The sequence below is a fragment of the Rhodohalobacter sulfatireducens genome (assembly GCF_022012475.1).
Lineage (GTDB): Bacteria > Bacteroidota > Rhodothermia > Balneolales > Balneolaceae > Rhodohalobacter > Rhodohalobacter sulfatireducens.
The window spans coordinates 1-22,025 of record NZ_JAKLWS010000050.1 but is presented as its reverse complement, the minus strand read 5'-3'; the positions used below and the strand labels follow the sequence as shown (position 1 = coordinate 22,025).

General features: G+C 41.4%; 13 protein-coding genes. All 13 read left to right on the top strand.

Annotation, left to right across the window (positions count from 1 at the left end):
• Positions 1-828: FAD-dependent oxidoreductase (locus L6773_RS20290; RefSeq protein ID WP_237856462.1), on the top strand; the 828-nt coding region annotated here is incomplete at its 5' end.
• Positions 829-1,125: 297 nt separating this feature from the next.
• Positions 1,126-2,799 carry an FAD-dependent oxidoreductase gene (locus L6773_RS20285; protein WP_237856460.1) on the top strand — a complete coding sequence of 558 codons (1,674 nt, stop codon included), beginning with the start codon at positions 1,126-1,128 and terminating at the stop codon, positions 2,797-2,799.
• 185 nt (positions 2,800-2,984) lie between these two features.
• Positions 2,985-6,197 (top strand): DUF6797 domain-containing protein, encoded by a 3,213-nt coding sequence (locus L6773_RS20280; RefSeq protein ID WP_237856459.1) that lies wholly within the window; start codon positions 2,985-2,987, stop codon positions 6,195-6,197.
• 252 nt (positions 6,198-6,449) lie between these two features.
• Positions 6,450-7,799: a sulfatase gene (locus L6773_RS20275; protein ID WP_237856458.1), complete on the top strand. Its 1,350-nt coding sequence runs from the start codon at positions 6,450-6,452 to the stop codon at positions 7,797-7,799.
• A 93-nt stretch (positions 7,800-7,892) separates the two neighbouring features.
• Positions 7,893-9,320 carry a sulfatase gene (locus L6773_RS20270; protein ID WP_237856457.1) on the top strand — a complete coding sequence of 476 codons (1,428 nt, stop codon included), beginning with the start codon at positions 7,893-7,895 and terminating at the stop codon, positions 9,318-9,320.
• Between the two features lie 104 nt (positions 9,321-9,424).
• Positions 9,425-10,522: a glucuronyl esterase domain-containing protein gene (locus L6773_RS20265; protein ID WP_237856456.1), complete on the top strand. Its 1,098-nt coding sequence runs from the start codon at positions 9,425-9,427 to the stop codon at positions 10,520-10,522.
• A gap of 359 nt (positions 10,523-10,881) precedes the next feature.
• The gene (locus L6773_RS20260; RefSeq protein ID WP_237856455.1) at positions 10,882-11,472 is read left to right on the top strand and encodes an RNA polymerase sigma factor; all 591 of its coding nucleotides are present in this window, start codon (positions 10,882-10,884) and stop codon (positions 11,470-11,472) included.
• An 814-nt stretch (positions 11,473-12,286) separates the two neighbouring features.
• The gene (locus L6773_RS20255) at positions 12,287-13,327 is read left to right on the top strand and encodes a FecR family protein (RefSeq protein ID WP_237856454.1); all 1,041 of its coding nucleotides are present in this window, start codon (positions 12,287-12,289) and stop codon (positions 13,325-13,327) included.
• A gap of 23 nt (positions 13,328-13,350) precedes the next feature.
• Positions 13,351-16,761: a SusC/RagA family TonB-linked outer membrane protein gene (locus tag L6773_RS20250; protein WP_237856452.1), complete on the top strand. Its 3,411-nt coding sequence runs from the start codon at positions 13,351-13,353 to the stop codon at positions 16,759-16,761.
• 21 nt (positions 16,762-16,782) lie between these two features.
• On the top strand, positions 16,783-18,297 hold the full coding sequence (locus tag L6773_RS20245; protein ID WP_237856451.1) for a RagB/SusD family nutrient uptake outer membrane protein: 1,515 nt from the start codon (positions 16,783-16,785) through the stop codon (positions 18,295-18,297).
• Positions 18,298-18,427: 130 nt separating this feature from the next.
• Positions 18,428-19,792, top strand: coding sequence for a sulfatase-like hydrolase/transferase (locus tag L6773_RS20240; protein WP_237856450.1), 1,365 nt, complete (start codon positions 18,428-18,430; stop codon positions 19,790-19,792).
• Positions 19,785-21,239, top strand: a complete 1,455-nt coding sequence (locus L6773_RS20235; protein WP_237856449.1) for a sulfatase-like hydrolase/transferase — start codon at positions 19,785-19,787, stop codon at positions 21,237-21,239. The genes L6773_RS20240 and L6773_RS20235 overlap by 8 nt, the downstream gene beginning before the upstream one ends.
• 67 nt (positions 21,240-21,306) lie before the next feature.
• The coding region (locus L6773_RS20230; protein ID WP_237856448.1) for an FAD-dependent oxidoreductase at positions 21,307-22,025 on the top strand (719 nt) is incomplete at its 3' end.

The window sequence follows — 22,025 nt, the reverse complement described above, 5'->3', positions numbered from 1 at the left end:
ATCCCATGGCTGCCGGGAGCAATGCCCAATCGAAAAACAGATACCAACAATCGCTGGGGCTTTTCTACAAATCACATCAATGTGAACTATGAATACCCGGATGGGGATTATGCGACTCGCGAACGAATTTTGCAGGAGCAACAGCACTACCAGCGGGGATTGATGTGGACGCTGGCGAATCACCCGAGAATACCGGAGGATATAAGAAATGAAGTGAGCAGATGGGGATTAGCAGCGGATGAGTTTACAGAAAACGAGAGCTGGCCTACACAGATCTATGTTCGGGAAGCAAGACGAATGGTCGGTGAATATGTAATGACGGAGCAAGATTGCAGGCGTTTACGTATCGTTGATGATCCTATCGGGCTTGGATCTTACTCAATGGATTCACACAATGTTCAACGGTATATAACCGATGACGGATGCGTTCAAAATGAGGGAAATATTGAGGTGTCACCGCGCGGCCCTTATGCCATATCCTACCGTTCGTTACTGCCGAAAAAGCAGGAATGTGAAAACTTGTTGGCTTGTTGCGCCGTCTCTTCTTCTCATATCGCTTTCGGTTCAATCCGCATGGAACCTGTATTTATGATGTTGGGGCAGTCCGCGGCTACAGCAGCAGTTCAATCCTTAGAGGAGGGAAGTGACCTGCATGATTTGGACTACCAAAAACTACGAGATCAATTAAACAGGGATGGACAAAAATTGGACGTAGATACAGGTAGATATCCGCCATTTCCTTTTGATGAGGAACCGCCCAAACAAAGGCAAAGATTTCCCAGCGAACCTGTTATTGAAGATGGTTGTATGGTGACACTGGAAGGTTAGTATTCTAACGCATTTACCAGCTTAATTTACAAAGCTATAGTCGTATTTATTATATGAAGTAAGTTTTATAGGCTGATCATCCCCCTGAGTCCCCCTTCCCCGACGGTTCGGGACGCGGCGAGGGGGGCGAAGATTCGGGTGCTTTTTCCCGACCGCTGTCGGGAAGAATGACAAAAGCTAAAAAAACTCATTTCAGATAACTATAGGGTTTTATTACTTAAAATCTTAACCGGTAAACGCGTTATTATAAATTTTCCAGAATTCTTTAAAACATTAATTGTAAATGGAAGACATAACATGAGAACAATTACAGTGGGATTTGTCATTATCATTGCTTTTTTCATGGCCTGTTCAAATCCGGGTAGCGAGGCATCGGATGCCTATGATGCTGATATAATTATTTATGGGGGAACGTCGGCGGCTGTAACAGCAGCGGTTAAAGTAGCCAGGTCGGGTCAATCTGTAATTGTTGTATCGCCTGATATCCATTTAGGAGGTCTCTCTTCAGGTGGACTGGGTTTCACGGATACTGGAAATAAAGAAGTTATTGGCGGTCTTTCCAGGGAGTTTTATCAGAGGGTGTATGAATACTATCAACAAGAGGAGACATGGCGTTGGCAGGATCGATCGGATTTTGGAAATCGCGGACAGGGGACCACAGCTTTAGACGAAGAGTTCGGTACAATGTGGATCTTTGAGCCCCATATTGCAGAAAAGGTTTTTGAAGATTTTATCGAAGAGGAGGGCATTACGGTTCTCAGGGATGAATGGTTAAATCGAAAAGATGGAGTTAGTACCGAAAACGAAAGGATTGTTTTCTTTGAAACTCTGAGTGGTAAAATCTTTAGGGGTGAGATGTTTATCGATGCAACCTATGAGGGGGACTTAATGGCTGCTGCGGGTGTCAGTTATCATGTCGGCCGGGAGTCCAATGATACCTACGATGAGGAATGGAATGGAGTACAGACAGGCGTGTACCATCATAGTCATTTTTTTCCTCCTGATGGACCTTATGTAGATCCTTATGTGTCACCCGGGGATCCCTCAAGTGGAATTATTGCTGGTGTATCTGTCGCCCCTCCGGGAGATAAGGGGAGCGGTGACCACAGAGTTCAGGCCTACTGTTTTCGAATGTGCCTGAGCGATCATCCAGATAATAAAGTCCCATTTCCAAAACCGGATAATTACGAACCCTCTCAGTACTTATTGCTTCTTCGTTTATTCGAATCCGGATGGCATGAAAGAAACAATTTTTTTGCCAAGTATGATGAAATTCCCAATCGCAAAACGGATACGAATAACCACGGGCCGGTAAGTACCGATTATATCGGCATGAGTTACGACTACCCAGAAGCGTCCTATGAACGCCGTGAACAGATCATCCGGGAACACGAGGATTATCAAAAAGGGATGATGTACTTTCTGGCCAATGATCCGCGTGTACCCCGAGAGATTCAAGATGAAGTGAAACGGTGGGGATTAGCTAAAGATGAATTTACAGATAATGGCAACTGGCCGCACCAACTGTATATTCGTGAAGCACGCCGTATGATTGGAGAAGTTGTGATGACAGAACATGAAGTACTTGGAAATCGTGAAGTGCCGGAACCTGTTGGGATGGGATCCTACACACTCGATTCACATAATGTTCAGCGATATATCACACCCGAAGGGTACGTTCAAAATGAGGGAGATATTGGCGTAAGTCCCGACCAGCCTTACCAAATTTCATATGGCTCACTCATCCCAAAAAGAGAAGAGATTCAGAACCTATTGGTTCCGGTAGCCCTGTCGGCATCACACATTGCATTTGGATCGATACGAATGGAGCCGGTATTTATGATTTTAGGACATAGTGCAGCTGCAGCTGCTGTTTTGGCGTTGATCGAAGATCAAGCTGTGCAAGATGTAGACTACTCATTGTTGCGAGAAGAGTTACAGGAGGATGGCCAGATACTGTGGTACCCATGAACCTAAATGATGTAGTTTATTTGCCTATTATCTCGGAATCGATGCAATTATTTTGATTTGGATTTATAAGAATGCATCAGACTGAGGTATCCGTAGTCTAAAAGATAATGACAGAGTATAGTGAATTGAATATACATTCCAGAACAAAACAGATATCCCATGAAACCAGCTAATAGAAATTAGATATGATCGAGCTTATCAAAAAAGTATTTTTTTTAAGTCTCTTGGTAGGAATAATGTGTCCGTTGCCGGCACAAGCTCAGTCTTCTTCTGAAATTACCGGGAAGTGGGAGTACACTATTTCATTTGGGGATGAGCAAGATAGCGGTACCATTAATATTTCCGGTGTCCCGGGATCATACAGTGGTATATTTGATATGGAGAGCAGTTCCGTAACGCGAAAGCTGGAAGAAGTATCCTATGAGGATGGCCGGCTCAAATTTATAGTAGAGAGGCTTTATGACACCATAGCCGTAGAGCTCATCATTTCGGGTGATTTGATGGAAGGCAAAATGATATTTGGTGATGATGAAGTACCGATGGAAGGTACACGCCTGTCGAAGGAAACAGGAGCTTTGATAGATCATGCTGCTGTAATCAGCAGTCTAAACCAGGAGACCCTCCGGACGGGGAAGCAGTTTTATGACCAGGTATGTGCAGCGTGCCACGGAGCCGACGGGGGTTCAAATCTGCCGACTGCCCGATCTTTTAACAGCGATGAATTCAAGTATGGAATGGATCCCTATAGCATGTGGAAGACCATCACCAACGGGGCCGGTCAGATGGGTGCTCAACGGTGGTTGTCACCAGGAGACACGTATGCCGTTATACAGTATATCAGGGAAGAACTCGTGAAGGAATCAAACCCCGAGATGTATTTTGACATTACCGATGAGTACCTGGAAGGCCTGCCAGAGCCGTCCATGTCTGCTCAGCAGCTGGATCAGATGATTAAAAGTGAGGCCCTGTCCGGCTCCCAGGAATACGGACAGCTTTATTTTACGGAGAACCCGGGGGATTATGGAAATATACTGTACTCTTCCTTGAATGATCGTGCGAATGCTGCTTTGATTCTTGAACTGGCCGATGAGGTTTACATGAGTTATAACCCCCAGCGCATGTCTGTTGTAGCGGCATGGCAGGGACAGCTTGACCTGAGTGAGACCAAATACCAGCTCTATCGCGGGGAAGGTGAACCGATGATAGATGGACAGGAGATGAACGGGATGGAACGGATGCACTGGAGCTATCAAGATCGGTATGGCCAGCTGAACAACCTTGTTTCTGAACGTACGCCCTACCCGAATAAGTGGCTGGAATACCATGGGCATTACCAGCATGGGGAGAATGTGGTATTGTCGTACTCCATTATGGGACGCAAGGTATTGGAGATGCCATCAGCTGAAATGTTGGACGGGGTACCGGTCATACAGCATACGATGACGATTGCCCCGGACGATTCTTGGCGAAAAATCATGGTTGGAGGACTTGGCGACCGGGACAGAGAAACCGTCAAAGATGGCGTGTTTGCACTGAATAATCCCAATGCCACGGAGGGACTCAGCGAGGAGAATTGGGGCGATCCGCAGGAAAGTTTAGTTGTAACCGCTTTGGGAGAGGGAAATTCCATAAATGAATTTTTTGCGGCCGGCGTGCAGGGTGATACCGAGGGGATGCGATGGGTCGTTGATGAACCCCACCAACTTGGGCTCTATATTGCACCCTCTGACCAAGAGCAAACAATTACGATCCACCGCTACAGCGGGCAGGGTCAAATGCAATACCTGGCCTTTGCAGGGTATTTGTTGGATGTTCAAGGAAGAACAATAACCAAACCTGAAAACTTTACGAACGGGGGGCAGCGAGTGTGGAACCAGACAGTTGTCACAAAGGGGCAGCTTAACGCCGGCCGACCGCACTACGATCCCGTACATTATGGAGAGGCCAACCAGGATGCACCTGAAAACCTGGTCACCATACAAGAGCATTTTCCATACACTGTAGACCAGATTACCCTCCCGTTTGAGAATCCTTGGAATAGCTGGATTCGTCCAACCGGTTTCGACTTTTTTCCCGATGGCCGGGCGGTGATCAGTACCTACGCCGGCGATGTATGGATGGTTAAGGGTATTGATGATGATCTTGACGAAATCAGGTGGCAACGAATCGCTACGGGTCTGTATGATCCGTTTGGTGTGAAAGTTAAAGAGGGTGAGATTTATGTGATCTGTCGAGATCGCATCATGAAGCTGAATGACCTGAACGGAAACGGGGAGACTGATTTCTACGAATCATTTTTTGCGGATACTGATGTTTCCGACGTTCCTGTACAGGCCTACAACTTTTCGCTGGAGACTGACAGCCAGGGCAACTTCCTGTATGCCAAAGCGGGGCAGTACACTAACAACGACGAGCCCGGCAACCTGATTCGGGTAAGCTCGGATGGGAAGACCCAAGAGTCGGTGGCCATCGGCTTCCGTGCCCCTAACGGGGTCACCGTGGACCCGCAAGATCGGATCTATGTCAGCGACAACCAGGGCAATTGGATGCCGGCCAACAAGATCAGCTTGGTGGAAGAGGGCGGATTTTATGGGTATATCCCAACTATTAAATCTCACGTGACCAATTCCGGTTCGAAAGAATACCAGATGCGGCCCGACAAAGCCAAATATCCGAAAAGTGGAGAAGTACTGCCGCTCAGCTTCGATGAGCCGATCATCTGGATGCCTCAGGAATTCGATAACTCCCCGGGTAACGGTGCCTGGACGCCCAAAGAATGGGGTCCGCTGGGTGATCGCCTGGTCTGGACCAGCTTCGGGAAAGGCTGGGCCTACCAAGTGCTGATGGACCGGGTAGACGGAACCATGCAAGCGGCTGTTTCAGCTTTGCCGTTTCAGTTTGACAGCGGCACACAAAGGGCTGCCATCAATCCAGTCGACGGTCAGTACTACCTTGCGGGGGTGACAGGCTGGGATGATGCATTTGCCCGGCAATACGGCTCCTTCGACCGGATTCGATACACGGGCGGAGATGGGTTTGTGTTGGATGCCGTAAATGTACGCAATAGTGGTATTGCAATTACTTTTAACCAGAAGCTGAAAGCCGATGTAGCAACCAATACCAGTAACTATACGATCAAACAGTGGAATTATCACTGGGAAGAGCGGTATGGCTCGGAAGAGTGGTCGGTCAAGAACCCGGAGCAAACCGGTAAGGATCATGTAACCGTTCAGGGCGTTAAACTGTCTGGGGATGGCAAGACTGTTGTGATTCAGATTTCTGAGGAGGATCTGCAGCCCGTTGATCAGATGCGGATTCAGCTGGCCCTGGAGTCAAGAGATGGAAATAAATACAAGGATACACTTTACCTGACGATACATAATGTTCCGGGCAGGTAAGATCAAGCTGTCCGGGATGTGGACTTATGCATTATTGCAAGAAGTGTTGCCGGAGGATGAACCGAACCTTCGTTATGAACAGATCAGTTCAATGTAGATTCTGTTTCCACCAAGCCGGCTGATTCTTCTATAATTTGAGGAATGGTTACTATAAATCGTACCGAGTGAAGTCAATAGCAGATGAATTAGTAGTATGAATCGAATCTGTATTCAAATGAACTTAGGATGGAGTTTAAAAGGGAAATTTACACAATGAAGCGCTCAGCAAGGAGATCGATCTATTTCTCATTGATACTATTGGTAAATCTATTGCTTATAGGCGCCGGCTGCACCCAACAAAATAACTTCAAATACATCCAGCCGAACATCATCCTGATTGGGGCTGATGATTTGGGATATGGAGGCGTAAGTAGTTTTGGTAATCCCGGTTACGAAACACCAAATATTGACCAGCTTGCTGAAGAGGGATTAAAATTTACGAGCTTTTACGCCAATTCAGCTGTTTGCACACCAACTCGAGCAGCACTTTTAACAGGTCGGTATCAACAGCGGAGCGGGCTTGAGGGAGTGATCTATGTCCGGGGAGAGACACGTCAGACGGGTTTGGCTCAAAAAGAAATTACAATAGCGGAACTGCTCAAAAAAGCCGGATATCGAACTGGTATCATGGGGAAATGGCATTTAGGTTATCGAGAGGAGTTTAATCCGGTTCACCAGGGATTTGATCAATTTTACGGATTTGTCAGCGGGAATATCGATTATCACTCTCATTACGATAATTCAGGTATTTTTGACTGGTGGCATAATGCCGATACATTACGTGAGGAGGGATATACAACAGATCTTATAACAGAGCATTCCATCGATTTTATAGAAGAAAATCAGGATCAACCATTCTTTTTATATGTTCCTCACGAGGCCCCTCATGTTCCATTCCAGGGACGCAGCGATCCGGCTTACAGGTTTTCTGATAATGAGTTTACTTATTACGGACCGGTTGAAGACCGCCACAGGGCCTATGCCGACATGATGACTGCTTTAGACGAAAGCGTGGGCAGAATTATTGAGAAAGTTGAGGAGGTCGGGATAAAAGAGAAAACGCTCGTACTATTTATTTCCGATAACGGTGGATTAGCTGAATACGGAAGTAACGAACCACTGAGAGGAAGTAAAACAACTCTTTGGGAAGGAGGAATTCGGGTTCCGGGAATTGCCTGGTGGCCCGATAATATTGAGCCGGGGGAGACCAATCAACCGGTAATCGCAATGGATTTTCTGCCTACATTTCTTGGATTGGCAAGAGCTGAAAAACCGGATACACTGCACCTGGACGGGATAAATCTTTCGCCTCTTTTATTCAATGGAGATGATTTGCCTGAACGCAATCTATTTTGGAGATATCGTGGTCAAAAAGCAGTTCGGAGCGGTGATTGGAAGCTGATGATATCAGAGTCAGATACTCTGTTGTTTAATTTAGAGGAGGACATTTCAGAAGAAAGGGATTTGTCAGGTCAATATCCTGAAAGAGTAAATCGTCTAACGTCGGCAATTGAAAATTGGGAGGAAGATGTGATGAGCGGAGTAACCTTAAAGACAGATTGATTAATAGGAAATAGCAACTCTAAAGAATATAATTTAGATAATAATAGAAATGATTGGAACGGTAATATGACTTGTGTTCGAATTTTATGCACCATGCATCTTTTTCTTTTTTGTTCAGGATTGATGGAGTTAGATGCTAAAGCTACAACACATGAAAAGCCAAATATTATCTTCATTTTGGCTGATGATTTAGGCATTTCCGATGTCAATTCATTTGATCCACTGGAGCGATCTTTTTACGAAACTCCCAATATTGACAAGCTGGCGAAAGAAGGGATGAGATTTATGCAGGCCTATACGAATGCCGCAAATTGCGCCCCAACCAGAGCAGCCATGATCAGCGGTCAATATTTTCCGAACCAGCCGATATATCATGTTGGACGGCCCGGTGCCGGCAGAGTGGAACCGGGGGAAATGACCTCTGCAGAAAATGCGGATGAGCTTCCTCTTGAAAAAATAACCGATGCAGAGATGTTACAGCAGGCGGGTTATTCAACGGCATTCGTCGGTAAATGGCACGTAGGCAGTCCCCCGCAATTTGGACCCCAACAGCAGGGCTACCAGGTTAATGTTGGCGGAAGCGGTCACGGCAATCCCAGCAGATGGGACGGCGGTTATTTTGAGCCCAACAACAATCCGCAAATCAATGATGCCAAAGAGGGAGAATATCTGACGGACTACCTTACACGAAAAGCTATCGATTATATCATTGATAACCGGGAAGGTCCATTTTATTTGAACCTCTCTTTTTATACACCCCACTGGCCGCTTCAGGCACCAGAGAATGTTATTGAAAAATATAATCAAAAAGCAAAGGATGGTGGTCATTATAATGCCACTTATGCGGCTATGATCGAAAGCTTTGATACGAATATCGGCAAGATTATGGATACGCTTGAAGAACTCGAAATCGCGGATAATACGGTTATAATTTTTATGTCTGATAACGGGGGAATCGGGGGATACGAATATATTAAGGATAGGCCGGAATCAGATAATATCACCGTATCCGGTGTGACGGATAATCGTCCTTACAGAGGAGGAAAAACAACGTATTACGAGGGGGGAATTCGTACTCCTCTGATTATTCGCTGGCCGGGTAAGATAAAACCCGGTATAACAACCGATGAGCCGGTAATTGGCCTTGATCTGTACCCTACCTATCTTGAAATGGCAGGACTGGAAGAACCCGAAGACTATCCATTGGATGGAGTTAGCTTAACTTCTCTGTTTGAAAACCCCGGGGTTTCTCTGGATCGTGAAGCCCTGTACTGGCACTTTCCGGGATATCCAAACTCCCGCTGGAGAACCGGTCCTGTGAGTGCAATTCGTTCTGGTCCGTGGAAGCTCCTGAAATTTTACGAAACCGATCATGTAGAGCTATACAATCTGCAAGGTGATCTGGGCGAACAAAACAATCTAACGGAGCAGATGCCGGATCAAACAATTCAGTTAAAAGAAAAATTGGAGAACTGGCTTAAGGAAACGAATGCACCGTTACCAACCTGGCCGGATAATTAATTAGATGTAATACGATATCTATTTTTTGTGTTAAAGAACGTATTACATTGCAGTGATTAAATCCGAAATGAATCATGAAAAACCAAAACCTTTAATTTTTCAATATGAACCGGCGAGATTTTCTTTATTTATCTTCAGCTTTTTCTTTGAGTGGTTATCACATTTCTAAAAATAGGGAAGAGAAAAATGCACATCTATTACGTGAAGAAGTCCCCTGGCTTGAGGAAGTTCAACAGTGCGATGCTCCTCAGGAGCAGGTCATCCATTTACCTTCTGTTTTAAAAGATGAACTGTGTAATGATATTACATCGCTGGAAGAATGGCAGAATCAGCGACAAATAATCCGACAGCGGTGGTTGGATTTTCTCGGTCCATTGGAGCCGAACCCAAATCTACCCAAATTAACGGTTCTGGAAGAAGATAAACCGCCGGGTGTGGTACGGCAACTGGTGGAGTACGAAGGTGAACCGGGTATGAAAGTAAGGGGTTATTTAATCATGCCAAGACATATTAAAAAACCCCGTCCTGGGGTTTTGACCCTCCATACTACGACAGATGATACTATTCTCCAGCCGGCCGGAGTAAAGGGTGAGCCGGAAAAAGCTTTTGGTTTGAAATTGGCACAGATGGGATTTGTGACATTCAGCCCGGAAAATTTCTTATGGCAGGATAAGGGAGATCGTAGCTGGGAAGAGCAAAGCCAACGATTTTTAAAAAGATATCCCGGTTCTACAGGGATGGCTAAAATGCTATTTGACGCTTCCAGGGGGGTGGATCTGTTGGAAAGTCTTCCTTTTGTTGATAAAAATCGGCTGGGAGCAATTGGCCATTCCCTTGGAGGTAAAGAGGTATTGTACCTGGCTGCTTTCGATAAGAGGATCAAAGCAACTGTGAGCAGTGAAGGTGGAGTTGGAATCGATTTTTCGAACTGGGATGATTCCTGGTATCTGGGTCAGCAAATACACAATTTTGGTCACAAACATCATGAAGTACTCGCACTGGCAGCCCCTAATCCTTTCCTGTTGATCGGCGGAGATTCTGCTGATGGCGAAAGAAGTTGTCCGTATATCCAAGAGGTAATGAAGGTTTATTCCCTATATGGTGATCCGAAAAGATTAGGATTACTAAATCATCATCAAGGTCATAGTGTTCCACCCATTGCCGAACTCAGAGCTTATCAATGGTTGTTAAACTACTTGTAATTTATGGATTTAGGCTGGTAAAAGATTTTACCTTTCCTGGCCTACTGTGTTTCGAAGCTTCTAGTGAGTAAATCCGGGGTCGACCCTTTCAGATTTATGGAGAAATTAATATTACCTGAAGATGTAGTTCAGCAATCGTTGGAACAAATTTAAATTAATCTCCAGAAAATTATTAAGGGCAGTAATTATTTTTCCGATATAAAACAATGAAGCGTAAACAATTGATTTTGTTTAGATATTGGTTGAAAAAATGAGGAGAGTTTGGCACAGAAATTTTCCATTTGCTATTTAGAGGAATACCGTATTATTTAAAATAGGCGTGAGTCGATAGCTCGAAATCTACCTTTGAAAAAGCTACAATGCATGACTTGAACGATACGGAGTTAGCGAGAAAAATAAGGGCTGGTAATGAGAATGCTTTCCGGGAAATGTACGATCGTTACCATGTTCAGATGTTTTACATTGCAAAGAAGTATGTAAAGAGTGCGGACCTTTCCAAAGATGCTGTTCAGGATATATTTGTAAAACTGTGGAACAAAAGAGACAGAATTGACGAGAACAGATCGATGAAAGGATTTCTGTTCACGATGCTCCGAAACCATCTGCTGAACATGATTCGGGACCGAAAAGATGAAATCGTATCCATGTCCGGGATAGAAGAAAAAAATCTTCCCCGACAGAATTTGACAGAAGATGACTTGATCTATAAAGAGTACCATGAAATTGTAAAACAAGGGATGAAAGAGTTATCTGACAGAAAGAGAGAAGTTTTTGAGTTGAGAACTCTGCAAGGCCACTCCAACTCCGAAGTTGCGAAACTACTCAATATCAATATTCGAACGGTAAAGACTCACTTCTACAACAGTTCAAAATTTATGAGAGAGTACCTGAAGAATCATGCAGGTATTTTGGGACTGCTGATTGTTTTTGGATTGATCGTTATTTTTTGACCCAATGTACGCTGAATTGCCTGTCAGATCTTTATATCCAATCCAATGTTTTTCAAGGCAGGAGGATTAGGTTATCGAAACCTAATTATGTTTGCACTTGAATGTGTTTAGGAGACCGCGGGAATAGCGGGAAAGACTAACGAGAGGTAAGTAAATACTGAAATTTCGTAATCCTATTGAAATGACAAAGTTTGGCTATCTCTATTCCCGATGTGCTTTTTGGGTACCTTTTTTCACATAAAAAAGGTACGACCACTTAGAGAGAAAAAGTTTAAAATAAACGTTGAGAAGCAATGTCATAATTCAACGAAAGTAACTTTTAGCCCTGGTACTTTTGGACCGTCAAAAGTACCCAAAACCTCTCGTCTGCGAAACAATTGACGGTGGTCACTGAATCTCTGCTACCTTTTATCAATGGTCCACCACGTTTAAGGTCTGTTAATAAAGGTAAGAGCCGGTGTGATAAAAGGTCTCCGCAGATCTTCAGGTTTCCTTGATCCGCCAATTGTTTCGAGGCCGAAGGGATACATCCTTAGATCTGATGATATGGACAAAGAAATATTGAATATGATGCCGGGAATAGCGGGTCCCGATACTTCGGGATTCGTCACTTTTTTCGCTCTAAAAAAGTGATTACCCCAATCTAGATAAGTCTTGTTTAAATATTAGCGAAGAATTCCGTGGTATAAGTGAGTACAAGAGCAAAGAACAAGGGAGTTTTTAAAAAAAATCAAAATCAGTCTAATACTTTTGCCCATCTCTTGTGTAGTTATAGTAGACGTCATGACAAAAACACTACGGAATTAACTACATAATGAATCAAAAACTCGTTGAAAAATTTTTCGTCAATCAAACCACGCCGGATGAAACCGAGCGTGTGTTAGATTGGTTCGAGACTCCCGAGGGGAAGGGGTACCTGCAAAAGAGGTTAAATATCGATTACGACCTGATGGATAGAAATGAACTTAGGGAAATGGTTCCTGAGTTGAATTCTGACAAACTGTATCAATCCATTCAAGATGAAATCGGGCCGAAACGAAAGAAGGTGATCATTCATAAACCGGATTGGGTTGGACATGCATTAAAAGCTGCCGCAGCCATCCTGGTTATTCTGATTACATCTGTTTTCTTCGTAATGAATTACTCCGGACCAGAAGAGCAGGTTGCAGAAAGAGAGCCTATTCATTTCCAAACGAATAATGAAGAAAATAGGGAAATAACCTTGTCGGATGGTTCAGTTATTCGGTTAAATAAAAATTCTGAAGTAATTATTTCAAAAGATTTCATGCAGGGAACACGGCAGATCGAGCTGAAAGGAGAGGCTTTCTTTGATGTCGCACATAACCCGGATCAGCCATTTATTATACATGCAAACGAATCGGATGTTGAAGTTTTAGGTACGTCATTTAATGTAAAATCTCTCCCTGATCAATCCAATGTCCAGGTTGCTGTTGTGGAGGGTAAGGTTGCGTTTAAAAACGTAAATACCACATCCCAGGGTGAAACCCTTTCTGTTACACTTTCAAAAGGCCAATACGGATACATGGATATCCAAAAGCGAACGATATTAGTGGATGATCTTGCCGTTGAGAACTACCTGGCCTGGAAGAGTGGACGTTTTGAGTTTGAGGACTTAACGCTGCAGCAAGTTTGTACGCAGTTGAACCGTATTTACGGTACTGAATGCAGTTTTGCAGATCCAGCGATTCAAGAATTATTATTAACGGCCAACTTTTCTAATGAATCATTGGACAAAACCTTATCTGTGATTGCCCTTTCTCTCGATCTCGAATTTGTAAAAGATGCAGGAAATGTTGTTTGGCAACAGCCTGATCTGAGAATGATGGATAAATAACTTTTTTACTACAAATCATAACCATGAAAACCTCTACTTATATGAATGCACAACATTACAAAGATGGATGGAAGCGGTTACAAAGATCCCTTGTAATACTTTTAATGGGAATTACAGTTTTTCTAACGGGGAATTATTCCGCAGAAGCACAGAGTAGTAACTATCCGGTGAATGAAAAAACCTTTGCCCAAATGGTTTCATCGCAGGAAAACTCTGATAGCAATCTGCTCTCGATACAATTTACGAATGTAACTCTTCAGGAAGCCTTGGAACTACTCGCTAAGGAGATTAATGTGGGATTTTCATTTAATCCGGATGTGATTCCAGATAAAAAAGTAACCTTTAGTCTGTCAAATGTTCCGCCACACGAAGTGATCTATAAGTTGCTTGAGGATACAAATTTAGAGCCTATTCTGCCACCAAGTAAAGATGTAATTGTGATTCGGGAAAAAGAGCAATTCGAAGCCGATGAAATATTCATACAGAACATAAGCGGTAGAGTTACAGATGCTGAAACAGGAGAGGTTTTACCAGGTGTTAATGTAATTGTAGCAAATGCTGAGGAATCAACTGGTTCTACAATAGGAACTACTACTAATATGGATGGAGAATATGAAGTTCAGGTACCGGATGAATTAAATACACTAGTTTTTAGCTACATAGGATATCAAAGAACAGAAGTGCAAATTGATGGGCGTACTGAAATTGATGTTGAATTGTCATCTGATGTACAATTGCTAGAAGATATTGTAGTAATTGGTTACGGTACACAGCGTCGTCAAGATTTAACAGGGTCTGTTAGCTCAATTAGTACTGAAGAGCTTAATAACCAAGCAACTACATCTTTTGATACTGCTATGCAGGGTAAAATTGCTGGAGTTAGAGTAGTTCAAAGTAATGGAGCTCCGGGAGGGAGAACCAGAGTAAGGATTAGAGGGCAAAATTCTGTACTCGGGGGAAGTGATCCACTATATGTTATAGATGGTGTACCCATAATAAGTGGTAGTCAAGGAAATACAAATGAATTATCGGCAATAAACCCACAAGATATCGAGTCAATTGATGTTCTAAAAGATGCATCAGCTACAGCAATTTATGGTGCAAGGGGAAGTAATGGAGTTATACTAATTACTACAAAACAAGGGACTGCTGGTGAACAAAGAGTTGATTTTGAAACCTCTTTTACTATTTCAGAGGTTGAAAATAAGCTTGAGCTCTTAAATGCTGAAGAATTTGTAGAAATTGCTAATGATCGAGCAAGAAATGATGGAGTGAACGAACCGTTTCCAAACCCAAGTGCAGTTACAGGAACTGATGTTGACTGGATGGATGAAATTTTTCGAACTGCTTATAAACAAAATTATTCATTGAGTACTTCTGGAGGAGATGAGAATACGAGATATGCAGTATCTACAAATTTTACTGATGAAGAAGGTGTGATAATAGGTTCAGATTTCAGAAGAGGAGCTTTTAGAGTAAATCTGACCCAAGATGTTACGGATAACTTTAGGGTTACACCAACACTTTATGTTTCTAGAACAAAAAGTAGTAGGATAAATACGGAAGAGGGCGGTGATGGAAGTAATATTATTCTAAATACTTTTATGGCCCCACCTATACAAACACCCTATGATGAAGAAGGTAATATTACGCCTGGAACAGTACTTAAACAATATCCATTTAGTCCAGGTTCTGGAGATAATCCAGTAGGTTTAGCACTTGAACAATTGAATGAATTGTCATCAGATAGGGTGCTTGGAAATTTAGCGGCTCGTTATGAATTGATGGAAGGTTTGTCAGTTAGAGTGATGGGTGGAATCGATAATGCTAGCAATAAAATTGATCTTTATACATCAAGAGTTCTACAAGCAGGATTGCCAGCTGGTCAGGGTTCTGAAGTCAGGAATTCGACTACTACATTTCTGAGTGAAAATACCGTCAACTACGCGCAAAGTCTTAGTTCTAATCACCGTATTGATGCTACAGCAGGTTTTACATGGCAAAAGGAAGAGAGTGAGTTTGTAAATGTCTCGGCCAGTAATTTTGTCACTGATGCACTATTTAACAACAATCTAAGTGCTGGTGAAAATTTTACATCACCCAATAATGGATCGAGTGAATGGACCTTAATATCATGGTTAGGAAGATTAAATTACACTTGGAAGGATCGTTATTTATTTACAGTAACTGGTAGAGTTGATGGCTCATCAAGGTTCGGCGAAGGTAATAAATATGGAACATTTCCATCTGGAGCTTTTGCTTGGAGAATATCCGAAGAAAGTTTTATGGAAAATGTAAACCAAGTGGACAATTTAAAATTACGGCTTAGTTGGGGGGTATCTGGTAATCAAGCAATTAGTCCATTTCAGTCTTTACAAAGAATGGTGCCTCAGCAAATAGTATTAGGTCAAAATTCTTCCGTTGGATTCGCACCAGCAAACCTTGCAAATCCAAATTTGAAGTGGGAAAAAACTGAGCAGATTGATGCAGGTATTGATTTTGAAGCTTGGAATCAAAGAATTCGAGTTAATGCGGATTATTACTATAAAAATACATCAGATCTGTTAGCTCTTGTAAATCTTCCACCAAGCTCTGGGTTTTCTTCAATCTTGCAAAATGTAGGATCTGTAGTGAATAAAGGATTTGAATTACAAGTTGGTGCAGATATTCTACGGCGTGAATTTAGCTGGAATGTAAGTGCAAATATTTCAACTAATAAAAATGAGGTTCAAGAACTAGCGCGTGGTGCAGATATAATTGCACCAGATGTTAATATTCAAGGTCCTGCAAATATAATTAGGGAAGGTGAACCACTTGGGGCCTTTTTTGGGTTAAAACAGGATGGACTAACAGAAGATGGTTTGTTTAATTATGTAGATCAAAATGGTGATGGCCAAATCAATAACGATGACAGGGTTATCATTGGAAGCCCATATCCAGATTTTTCTTACGGTATCTCAATGAATTTTAATTATAAAGGATTTTCGTTGAATACATTATTGCAGGGTGAAGTTGGTAAGGAAGTATACAATTCAAATAAAGAAAGAGGAGGGGTGTCAATGCATCGTGGCTATAACAGTATTAAGGGTGTAGTCAATCGGTGGACACAAGAAAATCCTGATCCAAATGCCCCATTTCCTAAAGCAACGAGCAATCTAAATGCAAATCCATCAAGCTTTTTTGTAGAGGACGGTTCTTTCTTCCGTTTAAAAAATGTAAGACTTGCATATTCAATTCCAGTCACTAGCATAAACTTACCAATGCGATCAGCAACAGTGTATATGAGTGGTCAAAATTTATTTACGATTACTGACTATACATGGTTTACACCTGATGTTAATTCATACAGTAGTAATGATTTAAGAATAGGAGTAGATCGAGGTTCCTATCCTAATAATAGATCAATCACATTTGGTGTTAATATTGGCTTTTAATGAAAAACCGATTACAGAATTATGACACTAAAAAAAATTAATTCAACGCTAGATATAGGAGATATCGTGAAAAATTTAATTAAAGAACAGATAACGAAGGTTTTTCTAATTGTTGTATCTGTTATGATGTTCAGTGGATGCGACTCAATATTAAATGAGGAACCGGAAACTTTTCTATCCCAAAGTGCAGTATTTAGTGATAGAGCTGGAGCTGAGTCAGCCACGAAGGGCATTTATAATTCACTTAGAGATTTCAGCTATTACGATAGATGGTTTACTGCAATGGTTGAAATGCATGCAGATTATGTGAATGGTCGTGGTAGTCAAGCACCGGTTGGGCAATACCAGCTTAATGCACAAAACATTGGTCGAATTGGTAGCATGTACGGGGCAATTTATGAAAGTATCAATCGTGCAAATGGAGTTATAACAGGAGTGCCAGAGATTGATATGGATCCCAACTTCAAAAATCAGTTATTAGGAGAAGCAAGATTTCTTCGAGCACTCGGATATTATAATTTAGTCAGACTTTTTGGCGGTGTTCCTTTGAGAACTGAACCCACGGAAGGCGCAAATGTAGATTTACCGCGTGCATCAGAGGATGAAGTTTACAGTTTGGTTATTGAAGATTTAGAGTTTGCTGAAAACAATCTTCCAGCATCATATGATCAATCAAACCAGGGTAGAGCTACAAGATGGGCAGCAAAAACATTATTAGCTGATGTTTATTTAACATTAGAGAGGTGGAATGATTCAGCATCAAAAGCAAAAGAAATTATTGATTCTGGAGAATTTTCTTTAGTCGAAGTTAGTTCATCAGAAGATTTTCATGATTTGATGTTTGGGCCAAGCGTAACAACGCATTCAGGAGAAATATTTTCTATTCAATATACAGTTGACATCCCTGCTGGATGGTTGGGGTGGATGCATAAACCTGCTGCTGGATATTCGAGTGGTGGAGTATTTGCATGGTGGGGCGAATTGCAATCGTTTATAGGACAAGGAGAATGGGCCACAGAAGATTCACCAGATCTAAGACGTAATGCTTTCTTGTATAGTGGGGATGAGACACAATATTTGGATCCTACGATTAATATGCTTTTTAGTAAATTCAGAGGAAGTCCTGGTGATCAAGGAGTTGATATGCCTATCATGAGATATGCAGAAGTACTATTTATATATGCGGAATCCATTAGCCAGGCGAATAATGGGCCAAATTCAGAAGCGTACGAAGCTGTAAACATGATTAGAAGGAGGGCATATGGTGTGGATCTAAATAGTTCTAATCCGGATGTTGATCTACCAATGGGTCTTTCAGCTCAGGCATTCAGAGATGCAGTAATCTTAGAAAGAGGAAAAGAATTCATCATGGAACGTAAAAGATGGTTCGATTTACTCAGAACAGATACAGCTTTGGAGATAATCCAAGGATTTGGAAAACCAATTGCTGAGAAAAATCTGAAATGGCCAATACCTGCTGAGGAAATTGAAAATAATGGTGCATTGTCGCCAAGCGACCAAAATCCAGGTTGGTAATATTATTGATTATTGAGGGTGTGAATAGAAAAGTCATACCCTCATTAATCTTAGAGAAAATATTAGCTACCTACCTATCTGTTGTGTTATACCAGAATATTATTTATGACACTTAATAATAAAATGCATCATGCCAAAAACTTTAGTTGATATACAACTAATAAGAGTTGTTTTTATAACTTTTTTAGGATTGTTTTTCTTTTCCAAGGGCTCAGAGATTTATGGTTATACCTCTGATTCTCCAAATCAAGATAGTCCTAATATTCTCTTCATTCTTGCAGATGATCTCGGCCAGGAAGGTGTAAGTGCTTATGGTGGAACTATAATAAAAACACCAAATATTGACAGGCTCGCTGATGAAGGGATGATGTTTACTAATATGTTTGTCAATCCATACTGTACCCCAACCCGGTCTGAGTTATTAACAGGACGCTATCCCTTCAGAACAAATACTCTCTTTCCAATATCCAATTATGACAGACACAAAAATGATGTTCTTGATAAATCTGAACCAAGTTTTGCCAGACAGTTAAAAAGTGTTGGATATAGAACTGCAATAGCCGGAAAATGGCAATTATCATTTTTAGCACAGCAGGACTGGCTTAATGATTTTGGTTTTGATACGTACATGCTGTGGCAAATTATTAGTGAAGAAAATGAACGTACTACGCGATATCATAACCCATACTACAGAAATGATGGTGCAATACTAGACAATGAAATTGCAGATAAATACGGGCCAGATGTATTGGTCGAATTTTTGTCTGGTTTTATAGAAGAAAGCCATCAGGATGGTAAGCCATTTATGGCATATTATACAGCGATGTTACCTCATTTCCCTTGGGTACCGACCCCTGACAGTAAAGATAAAAATTTGTCAACCGGATTTTCGCGAGGTATTAATTATGGTATACCAAAGTTTTACCCCGATATGGTAAAGCGCTTAGATTACAATGTAGGTCGCCTGCTTGAAACTTTAGATAGATTAGATATTGCCGAGAACACAATTGTAATATTTTTAACTGATAATGGCACTGATCAACATCTTTATTCATTTATAAATGACCAGGTTATTTATGGTGGAAAGGGTACGCTAACTGATAGAGGTAGTCATGTTCCATTATTGATAAGATGGCCTGGCAAGGTTCCTCCAAATAGTAAAAATGATCATTTGATCGAGGCCGCAGATTTTTTGCCAACTTTTTCTGAACTAGCTAATGCACCTCTTCCAAAAGAACATATTGACGGTAGAAGTTTTGCTAAACTTTTAACTGGTGATGTCGATTCCTATGAGCCAAAAGAGTGGGTTCATATACAAACAGCAGAAGGAAGATATCTTCGGACAAAAGAATGGATTGTTACAAATCAAGGCGAGTTTAAAAAAGTACAGCCCTATCCAGTAGACGCAGTTATTAAGGAAAAAGAAGAAATTGAGGGTGATGAGTTAGAAAAATTGATGTCTTTTGAATCATTATTGCAAAATCTTCATGAATAAGGCTGCAAGACTTTTTTTTACAGGTAAATATTTCAGAGCTGGCGTGGCAAGCCTCGGAATATTATTACTATGGGGCTATGAAGTAAAGCTTTTTTCACAGCAATCGGATGAGGAAAAAAGACCAAATGTTATTGTTATATATACAGATGATCATCGATGGGATGCGTTAGGAAAATCGGGAAATGACATCATTAAAACACCGAATTTAGACAAATTGGTAGAATCAGGACATTATTTTCCAAATTCCTTTGTAACACTTTCAATTTGTACACCAAGTCGAGCAGCATTTCTAACGGGTCAATATGGTAGTAGAAATGACGTAATGAGTCAAAGTTTGAATACGATAAATCCAGATATCAAAACTGTAGCTCAATATTTTTTAGAGGAAGATTATAGTACTTCTGTATTTGGGAAATGGCATGTTTCTAACTCACCTAAATCAATGGGTTTTGAGTATGAATTTTATTTTCAAGGCTTAGCGCCATATTGGGATGTACCCGTTGTCAAAAATGGCAAAGAGTTGGAAACTTCAGGTTTTGTTGAGGATGTAATTGTAGATAATGCAATTGAGTATCTAATGGAATCCAAAACAAATGAACAGCCATTTTTTATGTGGTTAAATACATGGGCTCCTCATATGGATATAGATTTTAGCTGGCCTGCAAAAGGCAAAACGTTATCCAGATACCCTATAGAAAGTATGGAGATACCGAATAATTGGTCAGCTGACTATTCTGGCAAACCTCCATATATCCAATTAAACAGGCCACATCAGCGAGCATTGTATTATGGTTATTCAAAAGCCTATCCATTAAAACATCACATAAGAGGTTATTATGCGGCAACTACAGATATGGATGCTGCATTAGGTAAATTATTTGATGCACTAACAGAAATGGGTCTTACAGAAGATACATATATACTTTTGATGGGTGATAATGGATGGTTTATGGGGGAGCATGGCTTAACAAGTAAAGTTTTAGCTTATGAAGAATCTATAAGGGTTCCACTTATTGTAGCTGGTCCTGAGGTTCAGACTGGAGTATCTGATCATTTAATATTGAATATAGATTTGATGCCTACGGCTTTGGATTTAGCCTCTATAGAAGTGCCACCCAACCTGCATGGCAGAAGCTTTAAACATTTGTTGGGGTTTGAAACTGATGAGGGTGAAAAGTGGAGAGAATATATTTTTTATGAGGCACCTGTACCGGTACACGGGTCAAAACCTCATTATGCTGTTCGAACCAAAGATTGGAAATTGATTCAAACTTACGATGAGAATAAATCAGGTGAGTTGATATTTGAGGAATTGTATCATTTAAAAAACGATAGTGAAGAAAAAATAAATTTAGTTGGAGATGAGAGTTACAAAGACACTTACAATTATTTAAAAGCAATAATTGAGGAAAAAATTGAATGGAGTAAAAAAAGTATTTCCAATTAAATCGATGAGGCAATCGAAAGTCTGATCATAACCTTTAACGAAAATTTCGAACAAAAATAACTAAAATATGACAGTAAATAGACGTGATTTTCTTAAAGGATCTTTCGCACTAGCCGGAGGAGTTTTACTACCCTCACATCTTATAAACTGCACGGGCGCTGTAGATAGTAATATATTTGATATTGTTGTATATGGCGCTACGTCCGGTGGTGTAATCGCAGCGGTATCAGCCGCACGGAAGGGGAAATCGGTTATTCTGATTGAGCCATCTAATCACCTGGGAGGGTTGACAACCGGAGGTTTGGGTCGTACAGATATTGGAATTGAGGGGACCATTGGCGGAATGTCATTGGAGTTTTATAGCCAAATCCGAGAGTACTATAAATCCGAACAACCTTGGGTTTATGAAAATAGAATGGAGTACATGGATCGTACTCCCCTTTTTCAACCGAATAGTGAAGGAATGTTTGGCTTTGAACCTAAGGTTGCCAAAGAAATTTACGAAGGAATGTTGAATGAGGCCGGTGTGTCAGTAGTTCTGGATGACCGTCTTATTCTTGGTGAAAGAGGGGTTACGAAGAGGAATAATAGAATTACAGCCATTGAAACAGAAGCTGGTAATGTATACAAAGGAAAAATGTTCATCGATGCGACTTACGAAGGAGATCTGTTGGCCATGGCCGGAGTCACTTATCATGTGGGTCGTGAATCTAACTCTACCTATGATGAAACCTTAAATGGAGTTCAGAAGGTAAGAACTCACAATCATATATTTCCGGGCTTTGT